Annotated in this window: 25 protein-coding genes; 14 read left to right on the top strand and 11 right to left on the bottom strand. The window is 70.6% G+C overall.

The features are described 5' to 3' along the window. Positions 1 to 25: 25 nt before the first annotated feature. Positions 26 to 1,003 carry a hypothetical protein gene (locus AB0F72_RS13100; RefSeq protein WP_360429941.1) on the top strand — a complete coding sequence of 326 codons (978 nt, stop codon included), beginning with the start codon at positions 26 to 28 and terminating at the stop codon, positions 1,001 to 1,003. A 28-nt stretch (positions 1,004 to 1,031) separates the two neighbouring features. Here the strand turns inward: AB0F72_RS13100 and AB0F72_RS13105 are convergent, their stop codons facing one another. Together AB0F72_RS13105 and AB0F72_RS13110 are read right to left on the bottom strand one after the other, a co-directional pair. Continuing rightward, complete coding sequence (locus AB0F72_RS13105; RefSeq protein WP_360429804.1) at positions 1,032 to 1,805, bottom strand: ABC transporter ATP-binding protein; 774 nt, start codon at positions 1,803 to 1,805, stop codon at positions 1,032 to 1,034. Next, on the bottom strand, positions 1,798 to 2,694 hold the full coding sequence (locus AB0F72_RS13110) for an ABC transporter permease (RefSeq protein WP_360429806.1): 897 nt from the start codon (positions 2,692 to 2,694) through the stop codon (positions 1,798 to 1,800). The genes AB0F72_RS13105 and AB0F72_RS13110 overlap by 8 nt, the downstream gene beginning before the upstream one ends. Positions 2,695 to 2,917: 223 nt before the next feature. On the opposite strand from AB0F72_RS13110, the gene AB0F72_RS13115 reads away from it, so the two are divergent. The 3 genes from AB0F72_RS13115 (at position 2,918) to AB0F72_RS13125 (ending at position 4,567) form a co-directional block, all read left to right on the top strand. Continuing rightward, positions 2,918 to 3,484: a TetR/AcrR family transcriptional regulator gene (locus tag AB0F72_RS13115; RefSeq protein WP_360429808.1), complete on the top strand. Its 567-nt coding sequence runs from the start codon at positions 2,918 to 2,920 to the stop codon at positions 3,482 to 3,484. Positions 3,485 to 3,587: 103 nt separating this feature from the next. Then, a complete protein-coding gene (locus AB0F72_RS13120; RefSeq protein ID WP_360429810.1) occupies positions 3,588 to 3,947 on the top strand; it encodes an Atu4866 domain-containing protein in 360 nt (119 codons plus the stop codon). A 59-nt stretch (positions 3,948 to 4,006) separates the two neighbouring features. Then, positions 4,007 to 4,567 (top strand): hypothetical protein, encoded by a 561-nt coding sequence (locus AB0F72_RS13125; RefSeq protein ID WP_360429812.1) that lies wholly within the window; start codon positions 4,007 to 4,009, stop codon positions 4,565 to 4,567. Here AB0F72_RS13125 and AB0F72_RS13130 read toward each other — a convergent pair. Further along, positions 4,555 to 4,950, bottom strand: a complete 396-nt coding sequence (locus tag AB0F72_RS13130; RefSeq protein ID WP_360429814.1) for a rhodanese-like domain-containing protein — start codon at positions 4,948 to 4,950, stop codon at positions 4,555 to 4,557. The genes AB0F72_RS13125 and AB0F72_RS13130 overlap by 13 nt on opposite strands. Further along, a complete protein-coding gene (locus AB0F72_RS13135; RefSeq protein WP_360429816.1) occupies positions 4,944 to 5,444 on the bottom strand; it encodes a cysteine dioxygenase family protein in 501 nt (166 codons plus the stop codon). The genes AB0F72_RS13130 and AB0F72_RS13135 overlap by 7 nt, the downstream gene beginning before the upstream one ends. Positions 5,445 to 5,832: 388 nt before the next feature. Here AB0F72_RS13135 and AB0F72_RS13140 point away from each other — a divergent pair, with 388 nt between their 5' ends. The 3 genes from AB0F72_RS13140 to AB0F72_RS13150 all read left to right on the top strand — a co-directional run bounded on the left by AB0F72_RS13140 (position 5,833) and on the right by AB0F72_RS13150 (position 8,367). After that, positions 5,833 to 6,909 carry a neprosin family prolyl endopeptidase gene (locus AB0F72_RS13140; protein ID WP_360429818.1) on the top strand — a complete coding sequence of 359 codons (1,077 nt, stop codon included), beginning with the start codon at positions 5,833 to 5,835 and terminating at the stop codon, positions 6,907 to 6,909. Between the two features lie 147 nt (positions 6,910 to 7,056). Next, a complete protein-coding gene (locus AB0F72_RS13145) occupies positions 7,057 to 7,566 on the top strand; it encodes a sigma-70 family RNA polymerase sigma factor (RefSeq protein ID WP_360429820.1) in 510 nt (169 codons plus the stop codon). A gap of 81 nt (positions 7,567 to 7,647) precedes the next feature. Next, positions 7,648 to 8,367: a zf-HC2 domain-containing protein gene (locus AB0F72_RS13150; protein ID WP_360429822.1), complete on the top strand. Its 720-nt coding sequence runs from the start codon at positions 7,648 to 7,650 to the stop codon at positions 8,365 to 8,367. Positions 8,368 to 8,570: 203 nt separating this feature from the next. Here the strand turns inward: AB0F72_RS13150 and AB0F72_RS13155 are convergent, their stop codons facing one another. Beyond that, the gene (locus AB0F72_RS13155; RefSeq protein ID WP_360429824.1) at positions 8,571 to 9,047 is read right to left on the bottom strand and encodes a response regulator transcription factor; all 477 of its coding nucleotides are present in this window, start codon (positions 9,045 to 9,047) and stop codon (positions 8,571 to 8,573) included. Between the two features lie 102 nt (positions 9,048 to 9,149). Here AB0F72_RS13155 and AB0F72_RS13160 point away from each other — a divergent pair, with 102 nt between their 5' ends. Next, a complete protein-coding gene (locus AB0F72_RS13160; protein ID WP_360429826.1) occupies positions 9,150 to 10,157 on the top strand; it encodes an NADPH:quinone reductase in 1,008 nt (335 codons plus the stop codon). Here the strand turns inward: AB0F72_RS13160 and AB0F72_RS13165 are convergent. The 6 genes from AB0F72_RS13165 to pseB form a co-directional block, all read right to left on the bottom strand. Beyond that, positions 10,135 to 11,142, bottom strand: coding sequence for a spore coat protein (locus AB0F72_RS13165; protein ID WP_360429828.1), 1,008 nt, complete (start codon positions 11,140 to 11,142; stop codon positions 10,135 to 10,137). The genes AB0F72_RS13160 and AB0F72_RS13165 overlap by 23 nt on opposite strands. Continuing rightward, positions 11,139 to 11,864: a glycosyltransferase family protein gene (locus AB0F72_RS13170; protein ID WP_360429830.1), complete on the bottom strand. Its 726-nt coding sequence runs from the start codon at positions 11,862 to 11,864 to the stop codon at positions 11,139 to 11,141. The genes AB0F72_RS13165 and AB0F72_RS13170 overlap by 4 nt, the downstream gene beginning before the upstream one ends. Beyond that, positions 11,861 to 13,300, bottom strand: a complete 1,440-nt coding sequence (locus tag AB0F72_RS13175; protein WP_360429832.1) for a hypothetical protein — start codon at positions 13,298 to 13,300, stop codon at positions 11,861 to 11,863. Before AB0F72_RS13175 ends, AB0F72_RS13170 begins: the two co-directional genes overlap by 4 nt. Positions 13,301 to 13,389: 89 nt before the next feature. After that, entirely contained in the window at positions 13,390 to 14,208 is an 819-nt protein-coding gene (locus AB0F72_RS13180; RefSeq protein WP_360429834.1) for a hypothetical protein, read from the bottom strand. Positions 14,209 to 14,211: 3 nt separating this feature from the next. Further along, the gene (locus tag AB0F72_RS13185) at positions 14,212 to 15,336 is read right to left on the bottom strand and encodes an aminotransferase class I/II-fold pyridoxal phosphate-dependent enzyme (protein WP_360429836.1); all 1,125 of its coding nucleotides are present in this window, start codon (positions 15,334 to 15,336) and stop codon (positions 14,212 to 14,214) included. Further along, a complete protein-coding gene (gene pseB / locus AB0F72_RS13190) occupies positions 15,336 to 16,316 on the bottom strand; it encodes a UDP-N-acetylglucosamine 4,6-dehydratase (inverting) (protein ID WP_360429838.1) in 981 nt (326 codons plus the stop codon). The genes AB0F72_RS13185 and pseB overlap by 1 nt, the downstream gene beginning before the upstream one ends. Positions 16,317 to 16,503: 187 nt before the next feature. Between pseB and AB0F72_RS13195 the strand changes: the two genes are divergently transcribed. From AB0F72_RS13195 to AB0F72_RS13220, 6 genes are all read left to right on the top strand, one after another. Then, the gene (locus tag AB0F72_RS13195; protein ID WP_014440542.1) at positions 16,504 to 16,746 is read left to right on the top strand and encodes an acyl carrier protein; all 243 of its coding nucleotides are present in this window, start codon (positions 16,504 to 16,506) and stop codon (positions 16,744 to 16,746) included. After that, on the top strand, positions 16,743 to 17,474 hold the full coding sequence (locus AB0F72_RS13200; RefSeq protein WP_360429841.1) for an SDR family oxidoreductase: 732 nt from the start codon (positions 16,743 to 16,745) through the stop codon (positions 17,472 to 17,474). The genes AB0F72_RS13195 and AB0F72_RS13200 overlap by 4 nt, the downstream gene beginning before the upstream one ends. Continuing rightward, complete coding sequence (locus AB0F72_RS13205) at positions 17,471 to 18,694, top strand: AMP-binding protein (protein ID WP_360429843.1); 1,224 nt, start codon at positions 17,471 to 17,473, stop codon at positions 18,692 to 18,694. Before AB0F72_RS13200 ends, AB0F72_RS13205 begins: the two co-directional genes overlap by 4 nt. Continuing rightward, complete coding sequence (locus tag AB0F72_RS13210; RefSeq protein WP_360429845.1) at positions 18,691 to 19,725, top strand: acyl-protein synthetase; 1,035 nt, start codon at positions 18,691 to 18,693, stop codon at positions 19,723 to 19,725. Before AB0F72_RS13205 ends, AB0F72_RS13210 begins: the two co-directional genes overlap by 4 nt. A gap of 71 nt (positions 19,726 to 19,796) precedes the next feature. After that, positions 19,797 to 20,906 (top strand): acyl-CoA reductase, encoded by a 1,110-nt coding sequence (locus tag AB0F72_RS13215; protein WP_360429943.1) that lies wholly within the window; start codon positions 19,797 to 19,799, stop codon positions 20,904 to 20,906. Then, complete coding sequence (locus AB0F72_RS13220; protein ID WP_360429847.1) at positions 20,906 to 23,194, top strand: hypothetical protein; 2,289 nt, start codon at positions 20,906 to 20,908, stop codon at positions 23,192 to 23,194. Before AB0F72_RS13215 ends, AB0F72_RS13220 begins: the two co-directional genes overlap by 1 nt. The last annotated feature ends 14 nt before the right edge of the window (positions 23,195 to 23,208 follow it).

The raw sequence follows: 23,208 nt of genomic DNA on the forward strand, positions 1-23,208 counted from the left end.
GACTGCGCGGCGATTAGCGGCCGTCATGGGGCTGCTGCTCGCCGTGTGCGGGCTGGCGATCGTGGCGTCACCGGCCACCGCCGCCCCCGGTGACAACGGTGACGACGGCGAGGGTGGCTCCAAGTCCCTCGTCGAACAACTGGAGGACGCCTCCCGCGGCTACGTCGAGGCCAAGGCGAAGCTGAAGACGTCCAAGCAGAAGCAGACCGAGTTGACGGCGGAGCTCAAGAAGCTGGACGCCCAGGTCGGCCCGCAGCAGGCGGCACTCGACGAGATCGCCTCACAGGCGTACACGTCGGGCCGGATGGGCGCGATGAGCGCGCTCGTCAATGCGAGCGACACCGGGAGCTTCATCGACCGGGCCGAGGTCCTGTCGACCGTCGCGGCCGAGCAGAACCAGGCGATCGAGGAACTCAAGACGACCCTCGACGCCCAGCGCAGGGCGAAACTCGCCATCGACGCCACCGTGAAGGACCAGCAGAAGCAGGTCAACGTGATGGCGAAGAAGAAGGTGCAGGCCGAGACGGCGCTCAAGAAGGCGAACCAGGGGGCCGCGGCCTCCTCGTCGAGCGACGGCGGCGGCAGCGCCAAGGCCGATCCGGCGCCGGGCGGCTCGGGCTCCGGCTGTACCGAGCCCGACCCGACCACCAGCGGCTGTCTCACCCCGCGCACCCTGCACGCGCTGAAGCAGGCCCAGAAGGACGGCTTCACCCGTTACGTCGCGTGTTTCCGCGAGCAGAACAGCGGTGAGCACCCGAAGGGCCGGGCCTGCGACTTCGCCTCTGACAAGAACGGCTTCGGCGGGGACGCGACCGGCGCCAGCCGGACCTACGGCAACAACCTGGCGAACTACTTCATCAACAACGCGGACGCGCTCGACGTGCTCTACGTGATCTGGTATCGCCGGATCTGGCTGCCGAGCAGTGGCTGGAAGTCGTACAGCGGGGCGGGTGGCGACCCCTCCAGCGACCACACCAACCACGTGCATCTCTCGATCCGCTGAAGATCAGAACCTCACGGGGGTACGGGTCCTACTTGCGCATGTAGGACTCGTACTCCCGCATCACCTCGTCGGTGGGGCCGTCCGCCCGGATCAGGCCGGACTCCAGCCAGATGCACCTGTCGCAGGTGTCCCGGATCGACTGCTCGCTGTGGCTGACCAGGAACACCGTGCCGGCCTGGGCGCGCAGCTCACGCACCCGCTGCTCACTGCGGCGGCGGAACTTGGCGTCACCGGTCGCCAGCGCCTCGTCGATCAGCAGCACGTCGTGCTGCTTCGCGGCGGCGATCGAGAACTTCAGGCGGGCGGCCATGCCGGACGAGTACGTCCGCATCGGCAGCGACGAGAAGTCGCCGCGCTCGTTGATGCCGGAGAACTCGATGATCCCGTCCTTCTTCTCCTTCACCTCGGCCGGCGACATGCCCATCGCGAGGCAGCCCAGCTCGACGTTGCGGTCGCCGGGAAGCTCGTTCATCAGGGCCGCGTTCACGCCGAGCAGCGAGGGCTGGCCGGACGCGTAGATCGCGCCCTTGGCGACCGGGAGCAGGCCGGCGACCGCGCGCAGCAGCGTCGACTTGCCCGAGCCGTTGCTGCCGATCAGACCGATCGCCTCACCCCGGTACGCCGTGAAGCTCACACCCTTGACGGCGTGCACCTCGCGGACGTTCCCCGCCTTGGTGTTGGTGATCATGCGCTTGAAGCTGGCGAGCGGGCTGCCGGTGCCCGGCGCGGCCGAGCCGTACACCTTGTAGATGATGTGGGCGTCGTCCGCGACGACGGTGGGGATGCGTTCGTTGTCAGCCACGGCCGTAGCCCTTCTCTCCGCGCCAGAAGTAGGCGAATCCACCGATGCCGACGACCAGGCTCCACGCCAGCGCCTGGAGCCACAGCGCGACCGGCGTGCTGGCCAGCGTGACGTTCTCCAGCAGAGCGTGGCGGAACAGCTCGATGAAGATGAGCATCGGGTTCGCCTCGACCAGAGCGAGCTGCCAGCCGTCGAGCTTGTCCTCGAAGAGGGTCACCGGGTAGAGGACGGCCGATCCGTACATCCAGAAGCGCATGATGAACGGGATCAGCTGCTTGATGTCGCGGTTCTTGGAGCCGTACCGCGCCATGAACATCGCCAGGCCGGTGTTGAAGAACGACTGCAGGGCCAGCAGCGGCAACAGCAGCAGCCACTGCACGGTGATCGGCTCGCCGGTGACGAGCACGATGCCCATCAGCACGACCAGGGCCACCACGAAGTTCCGGATCTCCACGAGGGCGACCGAGAGCGGCAGGCTGGCCCGCGGGAAGTGCAGCGCCCGGATCAGGCCGAGGTTGCCGGTGATCGCGTTCTGACCGGCCTGCACGATCGACTGGGTGAACTGGAACACGAACACACCGATGCACAGGTACGCCGGGAAGTTGTCGACGCCGTGGCTGGTCCCGATGATCACGCCGAAGATCAGGTAGTAGACCGCGGCGTTGATGATCGGTGTGAGGACCTGCCACACCGTGCCGAGCTTCGTGCTGCCCAGCGAGGAGGTCATCTTCGCGCTGGCGTGCGCCCGGATGAAGTGCCGGTAGGACCACAGCTGACGCGTGTACTCAGGGAGGCTGGGAAGCCGCCCGGACGCCGTCAGGCCGTGCCGGCGAGCGAGCTCCTTGGGCGAGAGCTCGGTGCCGGTCTCGGCAACCGCCGTCTCTGGCATGGGGTGGTGCTCCGATCTAATCGGCCCGGCGGAGGCGGGGGGCTCCGGTGGCTTGCTCGAGGACACAGCTAGCAAGCATGACAGGCGCTCGCCGTCCCCGTTGGAACGGGTTCGTATCGACGTGCCAGAACGCTAGCTGACCAAACGGCGGAACGCAACCGTTACGTCGTAGCGTTATAGTGACTCTGTGGCGACAGTTAAGCGCGCACCTGCCGGAGCGGCGGTGCTCCGAGGCGATATCACCGTGGCGATCCGGAACGCGGTGATGAACGAGTTGGCGGAAGTCGGCTATGGCCGATTGTCCATCGAGGCGGTGGCTCGCCGTGCGGGGGTGGGCAAGACCGCGATCTACCGGCGCTGGAGCAACAAGCTCGAGATGGTCATGGAGATCGTCTCGGACGTTGCCGAGCGGAAGGTGCCGCTTCCGGACACCGGGAGTTTCGCCGGCGATCTCGAACTGCTGATGATGATCGTGAGCCGGGCGCTGCAGCACCGGATCGCGTCGCAGATCATCCCGGATCTGATGGCCGAGGCGGCTCGCAACCCGCAGATCGCCGAGACCCTCCAGCGGGCGTTGCGCACGCACCAGCAGGCCCTCGCCGAGAAATTGGTGGGCCAGGCGGTCGCTCGCGGCGAGCTTCCCGAGGGTACGGATCCCGGCCTCGCTGTCGACATGATGCTCGGGCCGCTCTACTGGCGTCTCGCGATCGCCCGGGAGCCGGTGGCCGACGACTACCTGGAGAAGCTGGCGCTGGCGGTGACCGGGGCGCTGCGGGCGGCGCACCCGTAAGTCACCGGGTTCGCACCGGTTCGCAACTCAGGAACCGCTGGGAAGCGTCCCGCGACGGCCGAAGGAAGGGGCTGACCCCGACCGCCGTCCGAAAGTGGTGACGATGACCACCCCCAGCGAGCCCCACGTCGACTTCACCGTGCTCGACGCCGCCGCCCTGCTCGCGATCGCCATGGGCGGCGCCGCTGACGTGTCCGCACGCCCGCTCAGCAGCACCACCAAGGTCGTGACGGACGCCGCCGTGGTCGGTGCCTGGCGCAGCCCGGACGGGACTGTCCAGCTGCGCCTGCACACCGACGGGACGTATGCCGGAGCGGTCGCCGGCCGCCGCCAGGCCGCCCGGGGCACCTACGACGTCCAGGACGGCGAGGTGGTGCTGCACGACGTCTCCGGCCTGAACACGCCGGTGCACGTCCTCGACGGCGAACTGGAGATGGCCGGCCACCGGCTGATCCCGGTCTGAATCGCTCAACCCCCGCCTCCCCCGGTCGATCAATAGGGGACATCGACCCGGGGGGACGGATGCGCACCATCAAGATCGGTATTGCTCTGACGGCGCTGCCGCTGGTTCTCGGCGGCTGTGCGGCGCTCGGCTTCGGCGACGACTCCGGCGCCTCCTCGGCGGTCCAGGAGAGCGGCGAGTCCTGGATGCGGGTGGACGCCGGTCAGGCGACGCCGAGTCCGGTTCCCCCGCGGGGCAAGGCCGTCGTCACCGCCGAGCCGTCGGTCTCCGCGCCTGCCCCGGACCCGAGCTGCACCAAGATCTGGCCGCGGACCGACCCGGTGTTCATCCCGGTCGAGGTCACGCCCGGTGCGGGCTCGCTCAAGGTCGAGTGGCCGACCCAGTACGACTCCGGCTATCGGGTCACTGCCGTGCCGCAGGCGCTGGTCAGCGGCGCTCAGCCGGAACCGGAGTGGCAGACCGTCGCGGCCGGCACCGGCTGCTCGGTGAGCACCACGATCACCGGGCTCACGTCGGGCGCCGCGTACATCGTCTGGCTGGACGCCCCCAACACCGGGTACGACGTCGACGGCACCCGGCACCTGTACAGCGGGCGGTCGGGAGTCGTCTACCCGGAGTGATGGGCCTGCCAGGCGGCGAACCCGCCGGCCAGATCGGTCGCCCGGCGCAGCCCGAGATCCTGCAGCGAGGCCGCGGCCAGGCTGCTCGTGTACCCCTCCTGGCACGCGACCACGACCCGCAGGTCGTAGCTGTTCGCGAACGGCAGCCGGGCGTCCGATCGCGGATCGAGACGCCACTCCAGGACGTTGCGCTCGATCACGACCGCGTCCGGGAACTCGCCGTGCTCGGCGCGCTGGGCGGCCGGGCGGATGTCGACCAGGATCGCGCCCTCGCTCATCGCGGCCGCGGTCTGCGCCGGGTCCAGCCGCCGCAGCCGGGAGCGGGCCTGCGCGAGGATCTCGTCGATGCCCCGGGAGCCGGGTGGCGGCGTGCCGGTCACCACTCGGCTCCGGCTCGCTCGACGGTGAGCACCTCCAGGCCGGCCGGGCCGAGCCGGTACTTCGTCATCGTGGTGAGCGCCGGGCCGTAGACGTGCACGCTGACCGCCGGCTGGGTGGACAGGTTCGTCATCCGGTGCACGTGGTGCTCGCCGAACCGGCGACCGGCGCCCTCGCCGAGCTCGCGGGAGACGACCCGGGGCGCGCGATGGCCGGTAGCACCACCGCCGGTAGCGCCACCGCCGGTGGCGACGGTGTCCTCGGTCAGGGTGCCGCGGAAGACGTGGAACGCGCCGGCCGAGCCGCCGTGGTCGTGGATCTCGGTGCCCTGTCCCGGCAGCCAGGTGAGCAGCCACACCTCGTAGTCGTCAGCGACCGCGAGCCGGTGGTACCACCGCTCGCTCGCGTCGAAGCGGGGCGCCACCGGCCACCGGTCGGGCGAGGCGGCGAAGCGCTGCGCGATGGCGAGGTGATCGAGACGGACACCGACCGCTGTCATCTGAGCCGCTCCTTCTCATATATACTCCATTGGTCTAGTAGGTTTTACCACACGGATCGCCACCTTGGTCCCCAGATGGGCAAATCCGTGATCCGAAAGAGCCTTGGCCGCCTTTGCCTCTTTCTCGAACTGGCGCGAAAAACTTCGTTCCGCGACGGGTCGGACACGCTCTGTCGAGACATCTGGGCGTTCTGTCACCAGATCGGCCTACCCCTATCGGCGTAACGGGGAAATTGCTGCTCAGGGCCATCCCCGCCGCATCGAGATGGCTATATGGTGAGGCGCGCCACCCCGCCGGCGACGCATCCCCCCGCCACCATCCCCGGCCGCCATCCCCGCTGACGCTCCTCCGCTGATGATGCTCCTCCGATGAACGAGGACGGGACACGTGTTGAAGTCACGCCGCGGTCTTCTCGCGGCCGGTCTCACCGCAGCTGTGATCGGGACGATCGGCGTCGTGTCGACGCTCAACGCCGGCGCGGAGCAGATTCCCGGCGCGCCGGAGCCCGCCGCGGCGCCGGCCGAGCCGGCCCGGTCAGCGACCGCCGACGAGCCTCTCCTCACGCCGCCGTCGACGCTCCCCTGGGGCGAGCGCCCGCACAGCATCCGGACCGGGCGGGACGGCGCCAGCAGCAAGTCGCTCAAGGCGGCCGGCCTGATGGCGGCCGCGCCCGACGAGGAGAGCGAGGAGCAGGCCGAGGAGCGCGCGCCGAAGGGGCGGACCTCGCGGACCACGTTCGTGAAGTCGGAGAAGACCACTGTCCTGCCGCCGGAGCCGCCGCCCACGTCGGGCAGCGGGGCGCCGGCCACCAAGCCGACGGTCAACTACCTCTACAGCGTGGGCTCGCAGGCCGCCGTCTCCGACGGGGCGTACGCGAGCCTGACGATCAGCAAGCCCACGCTCGCCAAGACCGATTACCACTCGCTCGCCGAGCTGGCCGTGCAGTCCGCGGACGGGTCCCAGATCGTCGAGGTGGGCTGGACCGTCGACCGCACCGTGAACGGCGACGACGACCCGCACCTCTTCGTCTTTCACTGGGTCGACCGGAAGCCGACCTGCTACAACACGTGCGGCTTCGTGCCGTACAGCAAGAACATCGTCCCCGGTGACGTGCTGGCCCAGGACAAGTACGCGCGGTTCGGCATCCAGTTCTTCAACGGCGCCTGGTGGGTCGCGTTCGACAGCGAGTGGGTCGGTTACTTCCCCGGCAAGATCTGGGACGACGAGTTCACCAGAACCGGCCTCGTGCAGGTCTTCGGCGAGGTCGCCGCGGCCACCCCCAAGCCGTGCACCGAGATGGGCAACGGCCGCTCGGCGGAGAACTCCGCGGCGGCCCGGGTCGGCAGCGTGTCCTATCTGAACGGGCCGGCCGTCGCGATGAACATCAGGGCCACGAGCGAGGTGTACGCGGTGTCCAAGCTGACCTCCCGGACGTTCCGTTACGGCGGCCCCGGAGCCTGCTGAGACATCGCCCGCTGACGATGCCCGGTCCCTCGTACGAGGACCGGGCATCAAACGTTTCGGGACAACCGTGAACCAGTCCGCGTGCCACGATGTACATCCGGGTGGCCGGGCGGAACCCGAGGGGAGCTGGCGCCGATGAAGCGACGGGTGAGCCCCGACGAGCAGCTGATGACCGCGCTTTACACCGAGCACTACTCAGTCCTGATCAACTTTGTGTCCCGTTACGTCTCGGACCGGCACAAAGCCGAGGACCTGGTGCAGGAAACTCTCCTGCGGGCCTGGAAGCACATCGACCATCTCGACCCGGAACCGGGCCGGACCAGGTCGTACCTGCTAACCATCGCCCGTAACGTGGTGACCAACGCGTGGCGCGCCGAACAGCGCCGGCCACGGCTGGTCGCCGACGAGAACGCGGTCAACTCGGCGCCGTCGGCGGACAATGTGGATCAGATGGTGGAAGGCTGGCTGGTGGCCGAGGCGCTGGAGCGTCTCTCGCCGGAACACAAGGCGGTCATCCAGGCGATGTACTACGAAGGGCAGAGCGTGGCCGATGCGTCACGCAAGCTTTCGGTGCCGGAAGGCACTGTCAAATCGCGCGCGTACTACGCGGTGCGCGCGCTGCGCACCGTCTTCGAGGAGATGGGGATGCTTCGATGAATGGACGAAGTGAACTCATCCATCGGGCTCAGCCGGAACGGGCCCGGCTCGAGACCACGAGACCCGGAGCGGAGGGGCATCGTGAGTGACCTCGACGAGCACGGCAGCCTGCACCGGCTGCTGGGTGGATATCTGCTCGGCGGTCTCGACGAGGCCGACACCGATCGCCTCGACGAGCATCTGCGGGACTGCGCGGACTGCCGGGCGGAACTGGACCGGCTCGCCCCCGTACCGGAAATGTTGCAACACCTGCCGGACGCGCGGCACCTGAGCGGTGGCGCGCCGCTCGCGGTCAGTCCGGCCGCGCGGCCGAGCCCGCAGAACATCGAGGGCCTGCTCAGCCGGATGCGGGCCGAAAAGCACAAGGAAGTGCGGGTCAACCGGACCCGATGGCTCGTCGCGGCAGCCGTCGTGCTGATCGCGGCCGCCGCGATCGGGTACGGGATCTTCACCGGCGGCCGGGCGCCGCAGGGCCCACCGGAAGCGCTGCCGAGCGCGGAGCTGATCACCGCTCAGTTCGAGGCGGCGCCGGGCAGCAGCCTGACCGGAACCGCGGCGATCACGCAGAAGAGCTGGGGCGTCGCCGTGGCGCTCGACGTGGCCCGGATGAGCGGCGACGCGCCGTTCCTGTGCGTGGTGCGGAACAAGGCGGGCGCTACCGAGCAGGCGGCGGTCTGGGGCGACACCCCGGACGGCAAGGCGAAGGTGAGCGGTGCCAGTTCGTTCCCGGTGGACGACGTCGACGCCATCCTGATCACCGACAAGAGCGGCAAACTGATCGGCACTGCCCCGGTGGTGTGACGCCGCGGCTCACCGATGCACGGGCGGGGACGCCGGGTCGCAGAACGTGCGAGCCGGCGTCCGGCGGCCCGGGCGACCGCGTCGTCGCGCCGGTTGCTGAGGGCGACCGCGTTGTCGCGCCGGTTGCTGAGGGCGGCCGCGTTGTCGCGCCGGCTGCCGAGGGCGGCCGCGTTGTCGCGCCGGCTGCCGAGGCGGCGCGGCAGCTACGCGATGCGGCGGATCGAGGCGGGCAGCTCCACTCGTTCGGGCACCGACTGCCGGGCCGCGAGCATCGCCATCCGCGCCGCCGAAGCCGAGCGCAGGGCCGGTGCGGGGCACTGCCGGAGCAACGCCTCGAGCCGGGTGGTCAGCTCGGCGCGGCTGAACGGTTTGGGCAGGTAGTCGTCGGCTCCCGCGTGCAGCGCCGTCATGATCTGCTGACGCTGCACGTCCGCGCTGACCACCATGATCGGCAGCGATTCGATCCGCGGGTCGCTGCGGATGTGCCGGCACAGGTCGATGCCGGACAATCCGGGCATCCGGACGTCGATCAGAGCGGCGTCCACCCCACCCTCGGTCAGGGCGGAAAGCGCTTCGGCGGCGTCGGCCGCGGTCACCACGTCGTACCCGAGCCGGTGCAGCGCGAGGGTGAGCAGGTCCCGGTGGTCTGCCTCGTCATCTGCGATCAACACGGTGGGCACGGCGGTACCTCCGAAGCGATGTAGTGCTTGCATCTGATATTCGGCAACCCGGCGAAACCGCTGAGACGGAAACGCCGAACCCGGCGAAATAGAGTGAGAAGCATGCGTGCTGCCGTATTCTCCGAGCCCGGTCCCGCCGCTTCCGTCCTTCGCATCACCGACCGTGACCTGCCCCGGGTGTCCGCCGGTGAGGTGCGTGTCCGCATCGTCTTCTCCGCCGTGAACCCGACCGACACCGGCACCCGCGCCGGGCGGGGGGTGCCGGACGGCGTCTCGCCGCCCCGGGTGCCGAACCAGGACGGCGCCGGTGTGGTGGACGCGATCGGTGAGGGCGTGCGCGGCCTGGAACCGGGTGACCGGGTCTGGGTGTGGGACGCCGGTTACGGCCGGGCGGACGGCACCGCCCAGGAGTACGTTGTTCTCCCCCGCCACCAGGTCGTCCGGATGACCGACGGCATCCCGCTGGAGGCCGGCGCCGCCCTGGGCATCCCGGCTCTGACGGCGCACCGCTGCCTGACCCTGGCCGCCGACGGGCCGCAGCGGCTCGCCCTGGGCGCTCTGGCGGGCCGGACGGTTCTGGTCGCGGGTGGCGCCGGCGCGGTCGGCAACGCGGCGATCCAGCTCGCCAAGTGGGCCGGCGCGACGGTGCTCACCACGGTCTCCTCGAAGGAGAAGGCCGAGCTGGCGTCCGCGGCCGGCGCCGATCGGGTGATCAACTACCGGGAGGACGACGTCCGGGCGTCGATCGGCGAAACCGCGCCGAACGTGATCGTCGAGGTGAGCACCGCCAACCTGGAGCTGGACCTGGACGTGGTGGCGCCCGGCGGCAACATCGCGATCTACATGGGCGGCACGTTCAGCGTGCCGAGCTTCCCGGCGATGCTGAAGAACGTCAGCCTCGACTTCGTGCTCACCTACACGACCACGCCCGAGGAGAAGGCGAACGCGGTGGCAGCGGTCGCCGAGGCGGTCAACACGGGCGCTTTCCGGGTGGGTCCGGGGGCCGGCCTGCCGATTATCCGGTTCCCGTTCGAGCGGATCGCCGAGGCACACGAGGCGGTCGAGAACCACGCCGTGGGCAAGGTGATCATCGAGGTGAGCGCGCTGTAGCCAGCAGGGCGTCGGCCACCCGCACGACTCCGAGGCCGTCCACGGCGGACCACCCGCGCGCGGCGATCTCGGTCCGCGACTCGGGTGAGGTCAGCAGGGTTCGCAGGACATCGGCGGAAGCGGGATCGAACGCGCCGAGCCGGCCCAGGCCTGCGGCGTAGCCACGGGCGACGGTCCGCTCGTACCCCTGAATCTGGTTGTCGACCACCCAGACCAGGGCGGCGGCGCGGCCGAGGCAGAGCAGTTCCCAGGTCGAGGTCCCGCTGGCGCTGATCACCAGGTCGGCGCCCATGAGCAGTTTCGGCAGGTGGTCGGTCGGGCCGATGATCTCGAAGTGCTGGCCCGGCCCGGCCTCGACCGCGAGCAGTTCGGCGCGCAGGCTCTCGTCGGCGGCGATCACGGTGGCGTCGAAACCCGCCGCGGTCCCGGTGAGCAGGCGCGCCACCTGCGGCGCCGCGCGGTAGGCGTCGGTCCCGCCGAAAAAGGCGACGACCTTGGGGGTACGGGTGAAACCGTGCACCGGCGCAGAAACCGGCCGCAACTCCCGCACCGCCGAGCGGAGCAGCGCGTAGTCGAGCCCGGCGAGCCGCACGTCCCCGTCGTGGAGCACCGCGTCGAGGTTCTGGTCGACGTAGATGTCGGCGGACTGCCCGCGCGGGTCACCGTCCACGATGGCCAGCACCGGGAATCCGGCCGACCGGACCGCGGCGCTCTGCTGCGGCGGCAGCGTGTACGAGTCCACGACCAGCGCCGACAGCTCCAGCCGTTCCGCCGCCGCGACCAGGCCGACCGCGTCGTAGGGCGCCGGATGCCAGGGGAGTCCCCGCTGCTCCAGCTGCGCCTCGGCCCAGGCCACACCGCCCAGATCGGCCAGGAAGTGCACGTCGACGCCGCGGGCGGTCAGCTCCTCGGCGAGGGCCACGCACCGCACCAGATGGCCGACCCCGGTACGCGGCCCGGCGTCACACCGAATCCCGATCCTCACGCCTGGTCCAGTTCCTTCTGCCGCACGTGCGCGTTGAGCGCCGCGAGCTCCGGTTGCCCGTCGAGCCAGCTCGCGAGGGTGCGGACGGCGACCGGCGCGTCGCCGAAGTGGTCGATCACCGCTTCGATCAGCTTCCAGTCGTCCTCGGTGTCGAGGGTGAGCCGCAGGTACGACAGGTCCGGCTGAGCGGTCAGCCCGATCACGTCGAAGTCGGCCGGGTGCGAGTAGATGTACGACGTCACGTGCGTCCGGTGGTGGTCGTACGCCAGCTTGTCGATCTCCTTGAGCACGGCGGCCCGGACCACTTCGACGTCCAGGCCGCGCGGCAGCGTCCGGGTGATCGAGGTGGTCAGATAGTCGACGCCGGCCGCCTCGAAGACGCGGGCGGCCCGCGCGACCAGGTGCGGGTCGAGCAGCGGGCAGTCCGCGGTGAACCGCAGCACGGTGTCCGCGGACCGGGTCTCGAGCACGCCGAGGAACCGGGTCAGCACGTCGTCGACCGGCCCGCGGTGGCAGGCCACGCCGATCCGCGCGCACTCGTCGGCCACGGCGTCGTCGGCCGCCTCGAACGTCGTCGCGACGACCAGGTCTTCGAGGACCCCGCTGTCCCGCGCGGCGCGCACCACGCGATCGAGGACGGTCCGCCCGCCGAGGCGGCGCAGCACCTTGCCGGGGAGCCGGGTGGAGCCCATCCGGGCCTGAATGATGCCGAGGGTGGTCATTGTCGTCCTTTGTAGAGTCGATGGCGCGCCTTGCGGGCGATGCCGAGCCCGGCCTTGGCGGCGCGATAGGCGAAGGAGCCGCTGAACGCGGCGATCTGGACCTTGGCGCGGCCCAGTTCGGCGTCCCGCTTCTCCAGCTCGGCCTCGAAGAACCGGCCGCGGGCCTCGGCGTCGGCGAGCTGCCGCCGCAGGTCGGTGAGCTGCTGTTCGTGGTCGCGGCGGGAGTCCGGTGCCGCGGCGGGCTCGGGTGCCGGGGGCGCGGTCTCCAGCCCGGCCGCCCCGGCGAGCACCTCGGTCAGCCGGGTCACGTCGGTGATGGCCGGCCAGGGGTGTGCGTACCCGCCGAGCGCGAGGGTGCTCGCGAAGCGGGCGAGCCCGTCCGGCCGCTCCGGCCGGGACTCGTCGAGCAGGGTGTACCGGTCGCCCTCCACCAGCACGTTGTCGGCGGCGGCGGCCGGAAGTGCGGCCATCCAGCCGGTGAGCAGCCGCCGCAGCGCGGGCAGGTCGTGCCCGAGCGCCGCGGTGAGCAGCAGTTCCTCCAGCAGCCGGCCGGCCGGAAGCGTGTCGGCGCCCTCCACCACCCGGCCGCCGCGCAGGTAGCTGACCGGCGGGATCGGCACCATCGGCGCCGGACGGGTGGAGAGCTGGGCGACGGCGAGCCAGGCGGGTGCCAGCTCGGCGCCGAGGCCGCGGCGAACCGCCGCGGAGGCCAGGCGGCGCGGGTCACTCAGGACGGCTTTCCCCTGGTACGCGGTGGCCACCGCACCCGAGGCGAGCGCGGCGAGGGCGTCCAGCGGTCCATAGCGGAGGGTCTCCGGAGTGACAAGGAGGGACGGCTCGGCCTGGGACGGCCAGGCGGCGGCGAGCCCGGAGACCGGCAGCCCCTCGGCGCCGAGCGCGGCGGCGAGCCGGTCCGGACGGCCGGGAGCGTTGCCGAACTCGCCGAGCGGACGCCATTCCGCGGCCGTCGCGGCGCTGGTCAGGGCGGTCACCGTGCCCCTGTCGACGAGCCGGTGCACGCCCAGCTCGTTCTCCACGGTCAGCAGCAGGGTGCCGCCGGGACGCAGGACCCGCTTGAGCACGCGTACCGCCTCGGCCCAGTCGAGCTGCGGGCCCTCCGGCGAGCAGAGCCGGGCCGTGCCGTCGAGGGCGACCACGACGTCGTACCGGTCGGTGTCGGCGAGTTTCGCGAGGGTGCCGCAGAGAACGGTGAAACCCCGCGCGGAGAGCGCTTCGGCGTCCGGTTGCGAGCGGACCAGGCAGGTCACGGTACGGCCGTCGGCGAGCGCGTCGAGCAGCCCGGTGTGGTGCGGGCCGGCGACCAGCACCCGGGTGCCGGTGGGCAGCCGTCCGAGCAGGTGGCGGTAGAGGTCGCCGCCGGCCGGCGCACGCTGCTCGGCGTGCTCCGGCATCTCCCCGCCGATCATCCGGATCATTGAGCCTTTTTCAACGTGGCGAGGGCCTCGCATGCTGGCGCTGGACAACGGCCCGGCGGTCTCGGGCCCGATGTCAGGTTGAAAATTGCTCATTGTTGATCACCCCTGGTCCAGCCGAGTGTGGCGCGCAGCTCGGCGGGCGAGGCCAGGTAGCCGTCGCCGAGCTCGGCCATCGCGATCCGGCGGGCGGCGCCGGGGTCGGGGGCGATTCCGTGCAGCTCGGCCCACTCCCGCCGGATGCGCTCGGCGGTCGGCGCGTCCTCCTTGGCGAGCTGCATCGGGTTGCCGTAGACGGCCGGTTCGCAGCCGGCCGCCACGCCGTAGAAGATCGCGCTGCTCAGGCGGTTGGAGGCGACCCGCTTGTGCCGGCGCAGCTCGGCGAGTTGCTTGTGCAGGAACCGGGTGTCGGTCCGCATCCGCATGTAACCCCGGTATCCGTGGCAGATCACCCGGCCGGCTCGCTCGTAGGCGGCCCGGATCCGGGCGTCGGAGTACTCGTGCCAGTAGAGGCAGAAGGTGATCGGCCCGGGTTCGGTCGCGACGATCTCGTCGATCAGCCGGCGGTGGTCGCCGTCGACCTCCTGGCCCTCCCAGCCGTGGAACGGGTACCAGATCGTCCCGTCCCGCTCCGCCCCGCTCTCCTCTGACGTGGATCGGAGCAGGTAGAGGAAGGGCGAGCCGATCACCGTGGCCATCGGACGGTTCATCGACCAGGCCCGGCGCCGGGTGCGCTCGGACCAGACGAAGATCGGCCGGCCGGGCGCGTACGGCGTACCGGCGCCCAGCCCGTCCACCACGTTCCAGCCGTGCTGCAGGTACCCGTCGATCCGGGGCGGATCGGCCGGGTCCAGCCCGCAGTACTCGGCGAGGACGTGGGCGTGCCCGTAGAAGTGATTGCCGTGGTGCACCCGCTAGCTCCCGAGGATGCCGCGCAGCGTCTCGACCACCCGGTCCTGGTCGTCGTCGCTGAGGTCGGCGAAGAGGGGCAGGGAGAGCTCCTCGGCGTAGAACGCCTCCGCGTTGGGGCACATGCCCCGCCGGTAACCGAGGTCTTCGAAGACCGGGTGCCAGTAGACCGGGATGTAGTTCACCTGCACGCCGATGCCGGCCGCCCGCATCCGGTCGAACACCTCGCGGCGGCGGCCGTCCAGGACGCGTACCGGATAGAGGTGCCGCATCGGGTCGACCTCCGGCCGCTGCGTCGGCAGACGCAGGCCCGGCACGTCGGCGAGCAGTTCGTCGTAGCGTGCCGAGAGGTGCTTGCGCCGAGCCTTGAACTCGCCGAGCCGGCGCAGCTGAGCGCTGCCCAGCGCGGCGAGCACGTCCGGAAGCCGGTAGTTCAGGCCGAACTCGTGCACCTCCTGGTGCCAGCCGCCCTCGTCCGGGTAGCGCATCTTCGCCCGGTCCCGGACCAGGCCGACGGTGCGGAACGTGCGGACCCGCTCGATCAGCTCGGGCCGGATCGACGCGACAGCGCCGCCCTCGCCGGTGGTGAAGTTCTTGGTCGGGAAGAACGAGAACGTGGTGAGGTCGGCGAGCGTGCCGACCGGCCGTCCCCGGTCCAGCGAGCCGATCGAGTGCGCGGCGTCGCCGAGAATCAGCGCGCCGGCGCTCTCGCCGATCTTGCGCAACCGGTCGTAGTCGGCGGGGACGCCGGCGTAGTCGACAGCGGCGATCACCCTGGTGCGCTCGGTGAGAGCGGCCTCCACGGCGGCCGGGTCGATGTTGGCCGTCTCGTCCTCGACGTCCGCGAAGATCACCTTGGCGCCGAGCATGGCCGCGCCGGACGCCGTCGCGACGAACGTCATCGGCGTGGTGACGACCTCGTCGCCGGTCGTCACGCCGGCCGCCGCGTACGCCGCGTGCAGCGCCGTGGTCCCGTTCGTGACGGTGACGCAGGGCGCGCCGGCGACCTTCTCCAGATCGGCCTCGAAGCCGGCCACGCGCGGCCCGGTGGTCAGCCAGTCGCTGTCCAGCGCCGCGACGACCGCCTCGACATCGGAGGCGTCGATCGACTGTCGTCCGTAGGGCAGCATCAGTTCTCCGCGAGCAGGGCGCGCATGTCGTCGACGGTGAGCCAGAGGTCGTTGTTGTCGGAGCGGTAGTTGAACCCGTCCGCGACCGGCTCGCCGCCGGCCGGCGCCTCGTAACCCCAGCTCGCGGCGACCGGCTGGACCACGTAACGGTCCGGGAAGCGCAGCGTGCGGCGGCTGTCGTCGGCGGCGATCATCTCCTCGTGCAGCTTCTCGCCGGGCCGCATGCCCATCTCGTGGGTGGGCGCGTCCGGGGCGACGGCCTCGACCAGGTCGAGGATCCGCATGCTCGGGATCCGCGGCACGTAGAGCTCACCGCCGTGCATCACGTCGAACGAGTCGACGACGAACTTGACCGCCTGGTCCAGGGTGATCCAGAACCGGGTCATCCGCTTGTCGGTGATCGGCAGGCTCTTGCCCTCGGCGGCCAGCTTGCGGAAGAACGGCACGACCGAGCCGCGGCTGCCCATCACGTTGCCGTACCGGACCACGGCGAGCCGGGTCGGGTGGGTGGCGGCGTAGTGGTTGCCGGCGATCACGATCTTGTCGGCGGCCAGCTTGGTGGCGCCGTACAGGTTGATCGGGCTGGACGCCTTGTCGGTGGAGAGCGCGACGACCTTCTTCACCTCTGCGGTGATCGCCGCGTCGATGACGTTCTGGGTGCCGTTGATGTTGGTGGCGACGAACTCGGAGGGGTTGTACTCCGCGGTGTCGACCTGCTTGAGCGCGGCGGCGTGCACGACGTGGTCGATGCCGTGCATGGCGCGGGCCAAGCGGTCGCGGTCGCGGATGTCACCGATGAAGAACCGCAGCCGCGGGTCGTCGCCGAACATCTGGCGAACCTCGTACTGCTTCAGCTCGTCGCGCGAGAACACGACGATGCGAGCCGGGTCGAGGTGGGTCAGCGCGTACTTCAGGAAGGCCTTGCCGAACGAACCGGTGGAGCCGGTGACAAGGATCGAGGAGCCGGCGATTTCAGACACGTTTTTCTCCGGGGGATCAGCGATAGGCCGGTACGAGCCGGAAGCATAACCAGAGGATCGCGCAATTCCAGGCGAGCAGAGAAACGCCAATGCGAGTTCATTTTCAGTTAAGGCGGGATTGGTCGCGACGACCCGTCGACTGCGGGATCGTAGGACTCCTCTAACCACCCCCCTTTGGAGTTACCCAGTGAGTGAGCTGCAGAGACTACGCGACGCGTTCCGTACCGCGCTCGATCTTCCGGCGGACGCGCCCGTGGACGACCTGCGCTACCAGGACAACGAGAAGTGGGATTCGCTGGCCCACATGTCGTTGGTCGCGGCGATCGAAGATGAATTCTCGGTAATGATTGACACCGATGATGTCATCGGAATGTCCAGTTTCGCGGAGGCCGTGCGAATCCTTGGTAAATACGGGGTGGACGTCAAGTGAGTGTCGCCCTGGTTACCGGGGCGTCGCGCGGCATCGGGCGGGCCACCGCGCATCGCCTGGCCGAGCAGGGCTACGACCTGGTCCTGCACGGGCACGGTGAAGCCGGTGTGGCCGAGGCGGCCGAGTCGCTGGCCGCCAAGTTCGGCGTCACAGCGGTCGCCGGCGCCGGCGACATCGCCGACCCGCAGACCAGCAAGGCCCTAGTGCGGCTCGCGTTCGACACGTTCAAGCGCCTCGACGCGCTCGTGATCAACGCGGGCACGCACGCGGCCGGCATGCTCGGGATGACCGCCGACGCCACGATCGAGCGGCTCTTCGCGGTGAACGCGGCCGGGGCGGCCTACACGCTGCAGAACGCCGTCCGGCTGCTGACCCGGGCGCCGGGCGCGTCAGTCGTGCTCACCGCGTCGATCACCGGGACGCACGGTGCCGCCGGGCAGGCCGTCTACGCCGCGTCCAAGGCCGCGGTGGCCGGGCTCGCCAAGTCCGCCGCCAAGGAGCTCGGCCCGCGCGGTGTGCGGGTCAACGCCGTCGCGCCCGGCTTCATCGCCACGGACATGCTCGACACGCTTGACGACGCCGGTCGCGCCGAGCGGATCGCCGGCACCGCCCTGGGCCGGCTCGGCACCGCCGAGGACGTCGCCGACGTGATCGTGTTCCTCCTCTCCGACCAGGCCCGCTTCGTCACCGGACAGGTGATCGGAGTGGACGGGGGACTGACGCTGTGAACCTGTTGCATCCGGACGCCCGTGTCGTCGACGCGGCCACCGGCGACGTGCTCACCCCGGCGCTGATCGACGGCTTCCGCGCCGAGCTCGCCGGGGAACGGCTGGTCTTCCTGCCGATGCCGACGACCGTCCCGGCCATCGCGAAATACCTCGCGGCACTGCAGACGCAGACGCCTGTCGTGCTGCTCGACCCGGATGCCGGCCACACCGAGCTGATCCAGCGGTACGCGGCCGACGAGGTGCACCCGGACCTGGCGCTGCTGCTCACCACGAGCGGTTCCACCGGCAACCCGAAACTGGTCCGGCTGTCCCGCTCGGCGGTGCTCGCCAACGCCGAGCAGGTGGCCGAGTCGCTCGGCGTGACAGGCGACGACGTGGCGATCACGACGCTGCCGCTCTTCTACTCGTACGGGCTGTCGGTGCTGCACTCCCACCTGCTGCGTGGCGCCACAGTGGTGCTCGAGCGCACCGGGATCATGCAGCGTGACTTCTGGTCGGCCGTGGACGAGCACCGGGTCACGTCGATGGCGATGGTCCCGTACCAGTACGAGATGCTGCGCCGGCTGCGCTTCGATCCGGCCAAGCACCCGTCCGTCCGTACCCTCACGCAGGCCGGCGGCAGACTCCGGGCCGAGCTGATCACCGAATTCGCCGCGAAGATGGACGCCGCGGGCGGCCGGTTCTTCGTGATGTACGGGCAGACCGAGGCCGCGCCGCGGATGGCGACCCTGCCGCCGGACCGGCTCGCCGACAAGCTCGGCTCGGTCGGCCTGCCGATGCCGGGCGCCACCTTCACGATCGAGGACGACGAGGTCGTCTACCGCGGTCCCAACGTCATGATGGGGTACGCGGAGAGCGGCGCCGACCTGGCCCGCGGCGACGAGCTGGGCGGCGTGCTGCGCACCGGTGACCTGGGCCGCCTCGACGAGGAGGGCTTCCTCTTCATCACCGGCCGGCTAAAGCGGATGGGCAAGGTGTTCGGGGTCCGGATCAACCTGGACGACGTGGAGCGCAACTTCCCGGTGTCCGCGGTGGCCGGCGACGACAAACTGCACGTCTTCGCCGAGGGCATCTCGGCGGACGACGCCCGCGCGCTGCGCACCAAGATCTCGGAATGGCTCGGCACCCACTTCACCGGGGTGGACGTGCGCCCGATCGAGGCGCTGCCCCTGCTGCCGAACGGCAAGACCGACTATCGGGCACTGGAGGCGTCGCTGTGAGTCTCTTCACCCTGTCGCAGGCTGCCAAGGAGGAAATCCTCCTGAAGGAGCTCTCCTCGCTCACTTCGCTGCACCGCGAGCGATGTGCTCCCTATGACCGGATCCTCTCGGCCAACGGGTTCCATGAGGCGGCCTCCGTCGCCGACCTCCCCTGGCTCCCGGTCCGTCTCTTCAAGACGCTCGAGCTGAAGAGCATCCCGGACGACGAGGTCTTCAAAGTGCTCACCTCGAGTGGCACCACCGGCGACGTCAGCCGGATCTATCTGGACAAGGCCGCGGCGGCCGAGCAGCAACGACGGCTCGCCGCCACCGTGCAGACCGTCCTCGGGCCCAAGCGGCTCCCGATGTTGCTGGTCGACACGAAGGCGATGCTCAAGGACCGCCGCTCGTTCAGCGCCCGGGGCGCCGGCGTGCTCGGCATGTCGACGTTCGGCCGGGACCACGTCTGGGCGCTCGACAACGACGGTGTCGTCGACCTCGACGCGATCCGCGGCTTCCTCGCCAAGCACGGCGACCAGCCGTTCCTGATCTTCGGCTTCACGTTCCTGGTCTGGCTGCACCTGTACGAGGTGGCCCGGGACAACGGGCTCGACCTCAGCAACGGCATCCTGATCCACTCCGGCGGCTGGAAGAAGCTGATCGATCAGGCCGTCTCGCCGGACGAGTTCCGCGCGCGGCTGGCCGGGATCGGGCTCACCAGCGTGCACAACTACTACGGCATGGTCGAGCAGATCGGCACGATCTTCCTGGAGGGGCCGTCCGGTGGCTCGCTGTACTGCCCGGACTTCGCGGACGTGGTGGTCCGCGACCCGGAGACCTGGGCGGAGCTTCCGCCCGGCAAACCGGGACTGCTGGAAGTGGTGAGCACGCTGCCGACCTCGTACCCCGGGCACGTGCTGCTCACCGAGGATCTCGGCGTGGTGCACGGCATCGACGACGGAGACTGGCCCGGCAAGCGGTTCTCGGTGCTCGGCCGGCTGCCGCGCGCCGAGGCCCGGGGCTGCTCGGACACGTATCGGAGTGCGGCGTGAAATTCAGATTCGGCGTCGAAGGCGACCTCACCGCGCCGTCCAGCGATCGGCTCACCGTCGGTGATCCCCGGATGGTCGACTTCCTGGCCCGGCTCGCCCGCAAGCTGCTGGCGCCGGCCGTGGCCCGGCAACACCCGGAGCTCGGTTCGCTCGGCTACTTCCTGCGCCCGGCCGAGCTGCACCGGGCCGTCTCGCGGATGCGCCGCGACGATGCGCTGGTCTTCCCCCGGGGCAACGTCTTCCATCTGCCACCGGCCAACGTGGACACCATCTTCGTGTACTCGTGGGCCCTCTCCGCGCTGGCCGGCAACCACAACGTGGTCCGGATCTCGTCGCGGTCGGCCGGTGCGGCGGAGGTGATCCTCGAAGCGCTCAACGCGGTCGCCGAGGACGCCGACCCGATCGTCGCGCGGACCCAGCGGATGGTCACCTACGGTTACGACGACGCGATCACCGGCGCGTTGAGCAAGTGGTGCGACCTGCGGGTGATCTGGGGTGGCGACAACGCCGTGGACACGATCCGCAAGCTGCCGCTGCGGCCGTCCGCGCGTGACCTGACGTTCCCGGACCGCACCTCGTGGGCCGTGCTCTCGACGGCCGGATGGCGGGCCGCCGACCCGGCGGCCCGGCGCGCCGCGGTGGTCGGTTTCGCCAACGACGCGTACTGGTTCGACCAGGCCGCCTGCTCCTCGCCGCGGACCGTGTTCCTGGTCGGCGGGGACGGTGACGGCGTGCGCGCCGAGTTCCTCGCGCTGCTGCTGGAGGTCGTCGACGCCCGCGGCTGGACCGTCGATCCGGCGATGGCGGTGGAGAAGCGGGTGAACGCGTACGGGCTCGCCGCGATCGGCGCCGCCGGCGCGCTGGACTTCCCGGACAACCGGATCACCGCGCTGACCCTGACCGGCACCGAGGCCGCGCCCCGCCGCTGGATCGGCGCCGGCGCGTTCCCGTTCGCCGAGGCCGGCTCGCTGCTGGACCTGGTGCCGGCGATGAACCGGCAGGACCAGACCGTGAGCCACTTCGGGTTCACCCCGGCCGAGCTGGAGGCGTTCGCCACCGAGCTGGGCGGGCGCGGCGTGGACCGGATCGTGCCGTTCGGATCGGCGCTGACCTTCGGCGCGATCTGGGACGGGTACGACCTGCCCAGCGAGTTCACCCGGCTGACGGTGCTGCAACCCTGATGACGACCCTTCTCGAGACCGCGCCGGCGTCCGCCCCGGCGCGGCGCGCGGACCTGCGACGCCTCTGGGCCGTCGTTCCCTGGCTGCTTCCGGCGATCTCCGCGTTCTGGGTGCTGCACCACTACGCCACCCCGGACCGGGCTATCGCGATCTACGCGGTCTATCTGCTGCTCGCCGTCGTGGCGCCGGGCACGCTCGTCTTCCGGGCGGCGTTCGGCAGCCGCGGCAACCTCCCCGAGGATCTGGGGCTGGGCGCCGCCACCGGTCTCCTGGTGCTGCTCGCCGGCTGGGCGCTGGCCGCCGCGACCGGGCTCCAAGCCCTGCTGATCGGTTGGCCGGCGCTCGTCATGGCGGTCTTCGCGGCGGTGCCGAAACTGCGCCGGCACTGGCGGACCGGTCCGGGCGAGCCGCTGCCGCTCGGCTGGTCGGCCGCGATGGCCGTGGTGCTGTTCCTGGTGACGGTCTGGGGGGCGACGGTCTTCCGTACCGTTCCGCTGCCGCCGTACACCGCCGAGCTGTACCCGGACCTCTACTACCACCTCGCGCTCGTGCACGAGATGACCCGCTCGATGCCGTTCCAGGTGCCGCAGCTGGCCGGCGAGACGCTGAAGTACCACTACCTGTCGGACGCCGACATCGCCACCGGCAGCATGATCACCGGAATCGAGCCGCACCTGGTGTTCCTGCGGCTCTGGCTGATGCCGATCGCGGGGATCGCGGTGCTGGTCTTCGCGGCGCTGGCCCGCAGCGTCAGCGGTCGCTGGTGGGCGGCGCCGATCGCGGCCACGATCGGGTTCGTCGGCCAGTCGATGACCGTCGGCAACGTCGCCAGCCCGCCCGGCATCGGACTCCCGATCACGCTGCTCAGCCCGTCGCAGACGTACGCGATGCCCTTGATCGGTCTGTTCGCCCTGGTCGCGGTGGACGTGCTGCGTGGCCGTTCGCTGCGCTGGGCCGGCTGGGCGCTGCTGCCGCTCCTGGCGCTGGCCTGTGCCGGCAGCAAGTCGAGCGTGCTGCCGCCGCTCGCGGCCGGCCTGCTGCTCGCCGGCGCGGTCACCCTGCTGCTCACCCGGAAGATCCCGTGGAGCACCGTCGCCCTGCTCGGCGTCGTCGGCTTCGGCATGCTCGCCGGGCTGAAGCTCTTCGCCGGTGGCGGCGCGGGCACGCTGGAACCACAGTTCCTGGCGACGATGCGGTGGTTCCTGCCGTACCAGGACATCGTCGGCACGCCGAACGACGTGCAGTGGGGCGGCCTGGTCCCGGACGGGCTGGAGGCGGCGAACACCGCGGCGCGCTGGTTCGTGGCCTGGTCGGTGCTCTGGTGGCTGCTCGTCCAGTCACCCCGGCTGATCGGGCTCGTGCTGCCGCCCAAGCGGCTCAAGGACGATCCCGTTCCCTGGCTGTTCGGCGGCATCGTGATCGCCGGAATCCTCGGGATGTGGTTGCTCTGGCACCCGTCGGCCAGCCAGATCTACTTCTTCAACGCGGTGCTGCCGTTCTGCGGGGTGCTGACCGCCTGGGCGCTCGCCGACCGGGTCCGCGGCTGGCGAGTGCCGGTCGCCGCGGCCGTCGCCGGTGGCCTGTGGGAGTTCTTCGCGCCCGAGGTGACCCGGCCGGCCGAGAAGACCGCCGGCGCGTGGGCGTGGGCGATGGCCGTGCCGCTGCTGCGCACCGCCGCGCTGGTCGCGGTCGTCGCGCTGGTCGCCGTGCTGATCTGGCGCGGACGCGCGGCGCGGTCGCTGACCGTCGCGCTGATCGCCGCGATCGCCGCGGCGGGCACGGTGGGCGCGGTGACCCGTACCGTCGAGGGCCTCGGCAAACCGCCCGCGATCAAGGCCCGGGCGAACGTCGCGGTCACCGCGGCCGAGATGAAGGCGGCGCTCTGGCTGTACCGGAACGCCGGCCCGGACGACCTGGTCGCGACAAACGTGCACTGCATGCCGATGAAGGCCAAACAGTGCAATGCCAGGGCGTTCTGGGTCGCCGGGCTGGGCGGGCACCGGACTCTCGTGGAGAGCTGGGCCTACACCGACCGGACGGTTGCCGCGAACGGGGTCAACGACCTGAAATACTTCTTCCAGCCGGCGCCCGACCCCGAGGTGTACGCCCTCAACCAGCGTGTCTTCGAAAAGGGGGACCCGGCCGACGTGGCTCGTCTGCGCGCGGAGTTCGGCGTGCGCTGGCTCTTCGCCGACACCGCGGCCGGCAAGGTCTCCGGACCGAGGCTGAAGGCGGTCGCGGAGGTGGCTCACCGGAGCGGAACGGTGATCATCTACCGGCTTTACTGAGGTTATCCCTACCG

The sequence above is a fragment of the Actinoplanes sp. NPDC023936 genome, assembly GCF_040639325.1.
Classification (GTDB): domain Bacteria; phylum Actinomycetota; class Actinomycetes; order Mycobacteriales; family Micromonosporaceae; genus Actinoplanes.

Coding starts and splice junctions, on each gene's coding strand:
- AB0F72_RS13100 (WP_360429941.1), top strand. CDS start 26: ATGGGGCTGCTGCTCGCCGTGTGCGGGCTGGCGATCGTGGCGTCACCG.
- AB0F72_RS13110 (WP_360429806.1), bottom strand. CDS start 2,694: ATGCCAGAGACGGCGGTTGCCGAGACCGGCACCGAGCTCTCGCCCAAG.
- AB0F72_RS13120 (WP_360429810.1), top strand. CDS start 3,588: ATGACCACCCCCAGCGAGCCCCACGTCGACTTCACCGTGCTCGACGCC.
- AB0F72_RS13125 (WP_360429812.1), top strand. CDS start 4,007: ATGCGCACCATCAAGATCGGTATTGCTCTGACGGCGCTGCCGCTGGTT.
- AB0F72_RS13135 (WP_360429816.1), bottom strand. CDS start 5,444: ATGACAGCGGTCGGTGTCCGTCTCGATCACCTCGCCATCGCGCAGCGC.
- AB0F72_RS13160 (WP_360429826.1), top strand. CDS start 9,150: ATGCGTGCTGCCGTATTCTCCGAGCCCGGTCCCGCCGCTTCCGTCCTT.
- AB0F72_RS13170 (WP_360429830.1), bottom strand. CDS start 11,864: ATGACCACCCTCGGCATCATTCAGGCCCGGATGGGCTCCACCCGGCTC.
- AB0F72_RS13175 (WP_360429832.1), bottom strand. CDS start 13,300: ATGATCCGGATGATCGGCGGGGAGATGCCGGAGCACGCCGAGCAGCGT.
- AB0F72_RS13185 (WP_360429836.1), bottom strand. CDS start 15,336: ATGCTGCCCTACGGACGACAGTCGATCGACGCCTCCGATGTCGAGGCG.
- AB0F72_RS13215 (WP_360429943.1), top strand. CDS start 19,797: ATGGTCGACTTCCTGGCCCGGCTCGCCCGCAAGCTGCTGGCGCCGGCC.
- AB0F72_RS13220 (WP_360429847.1), top strand. CDS start 20,906: ATGACGACCCTTCTCGAGACCGCGCCGGCGTCCGCCCCGGCGCGGCGC.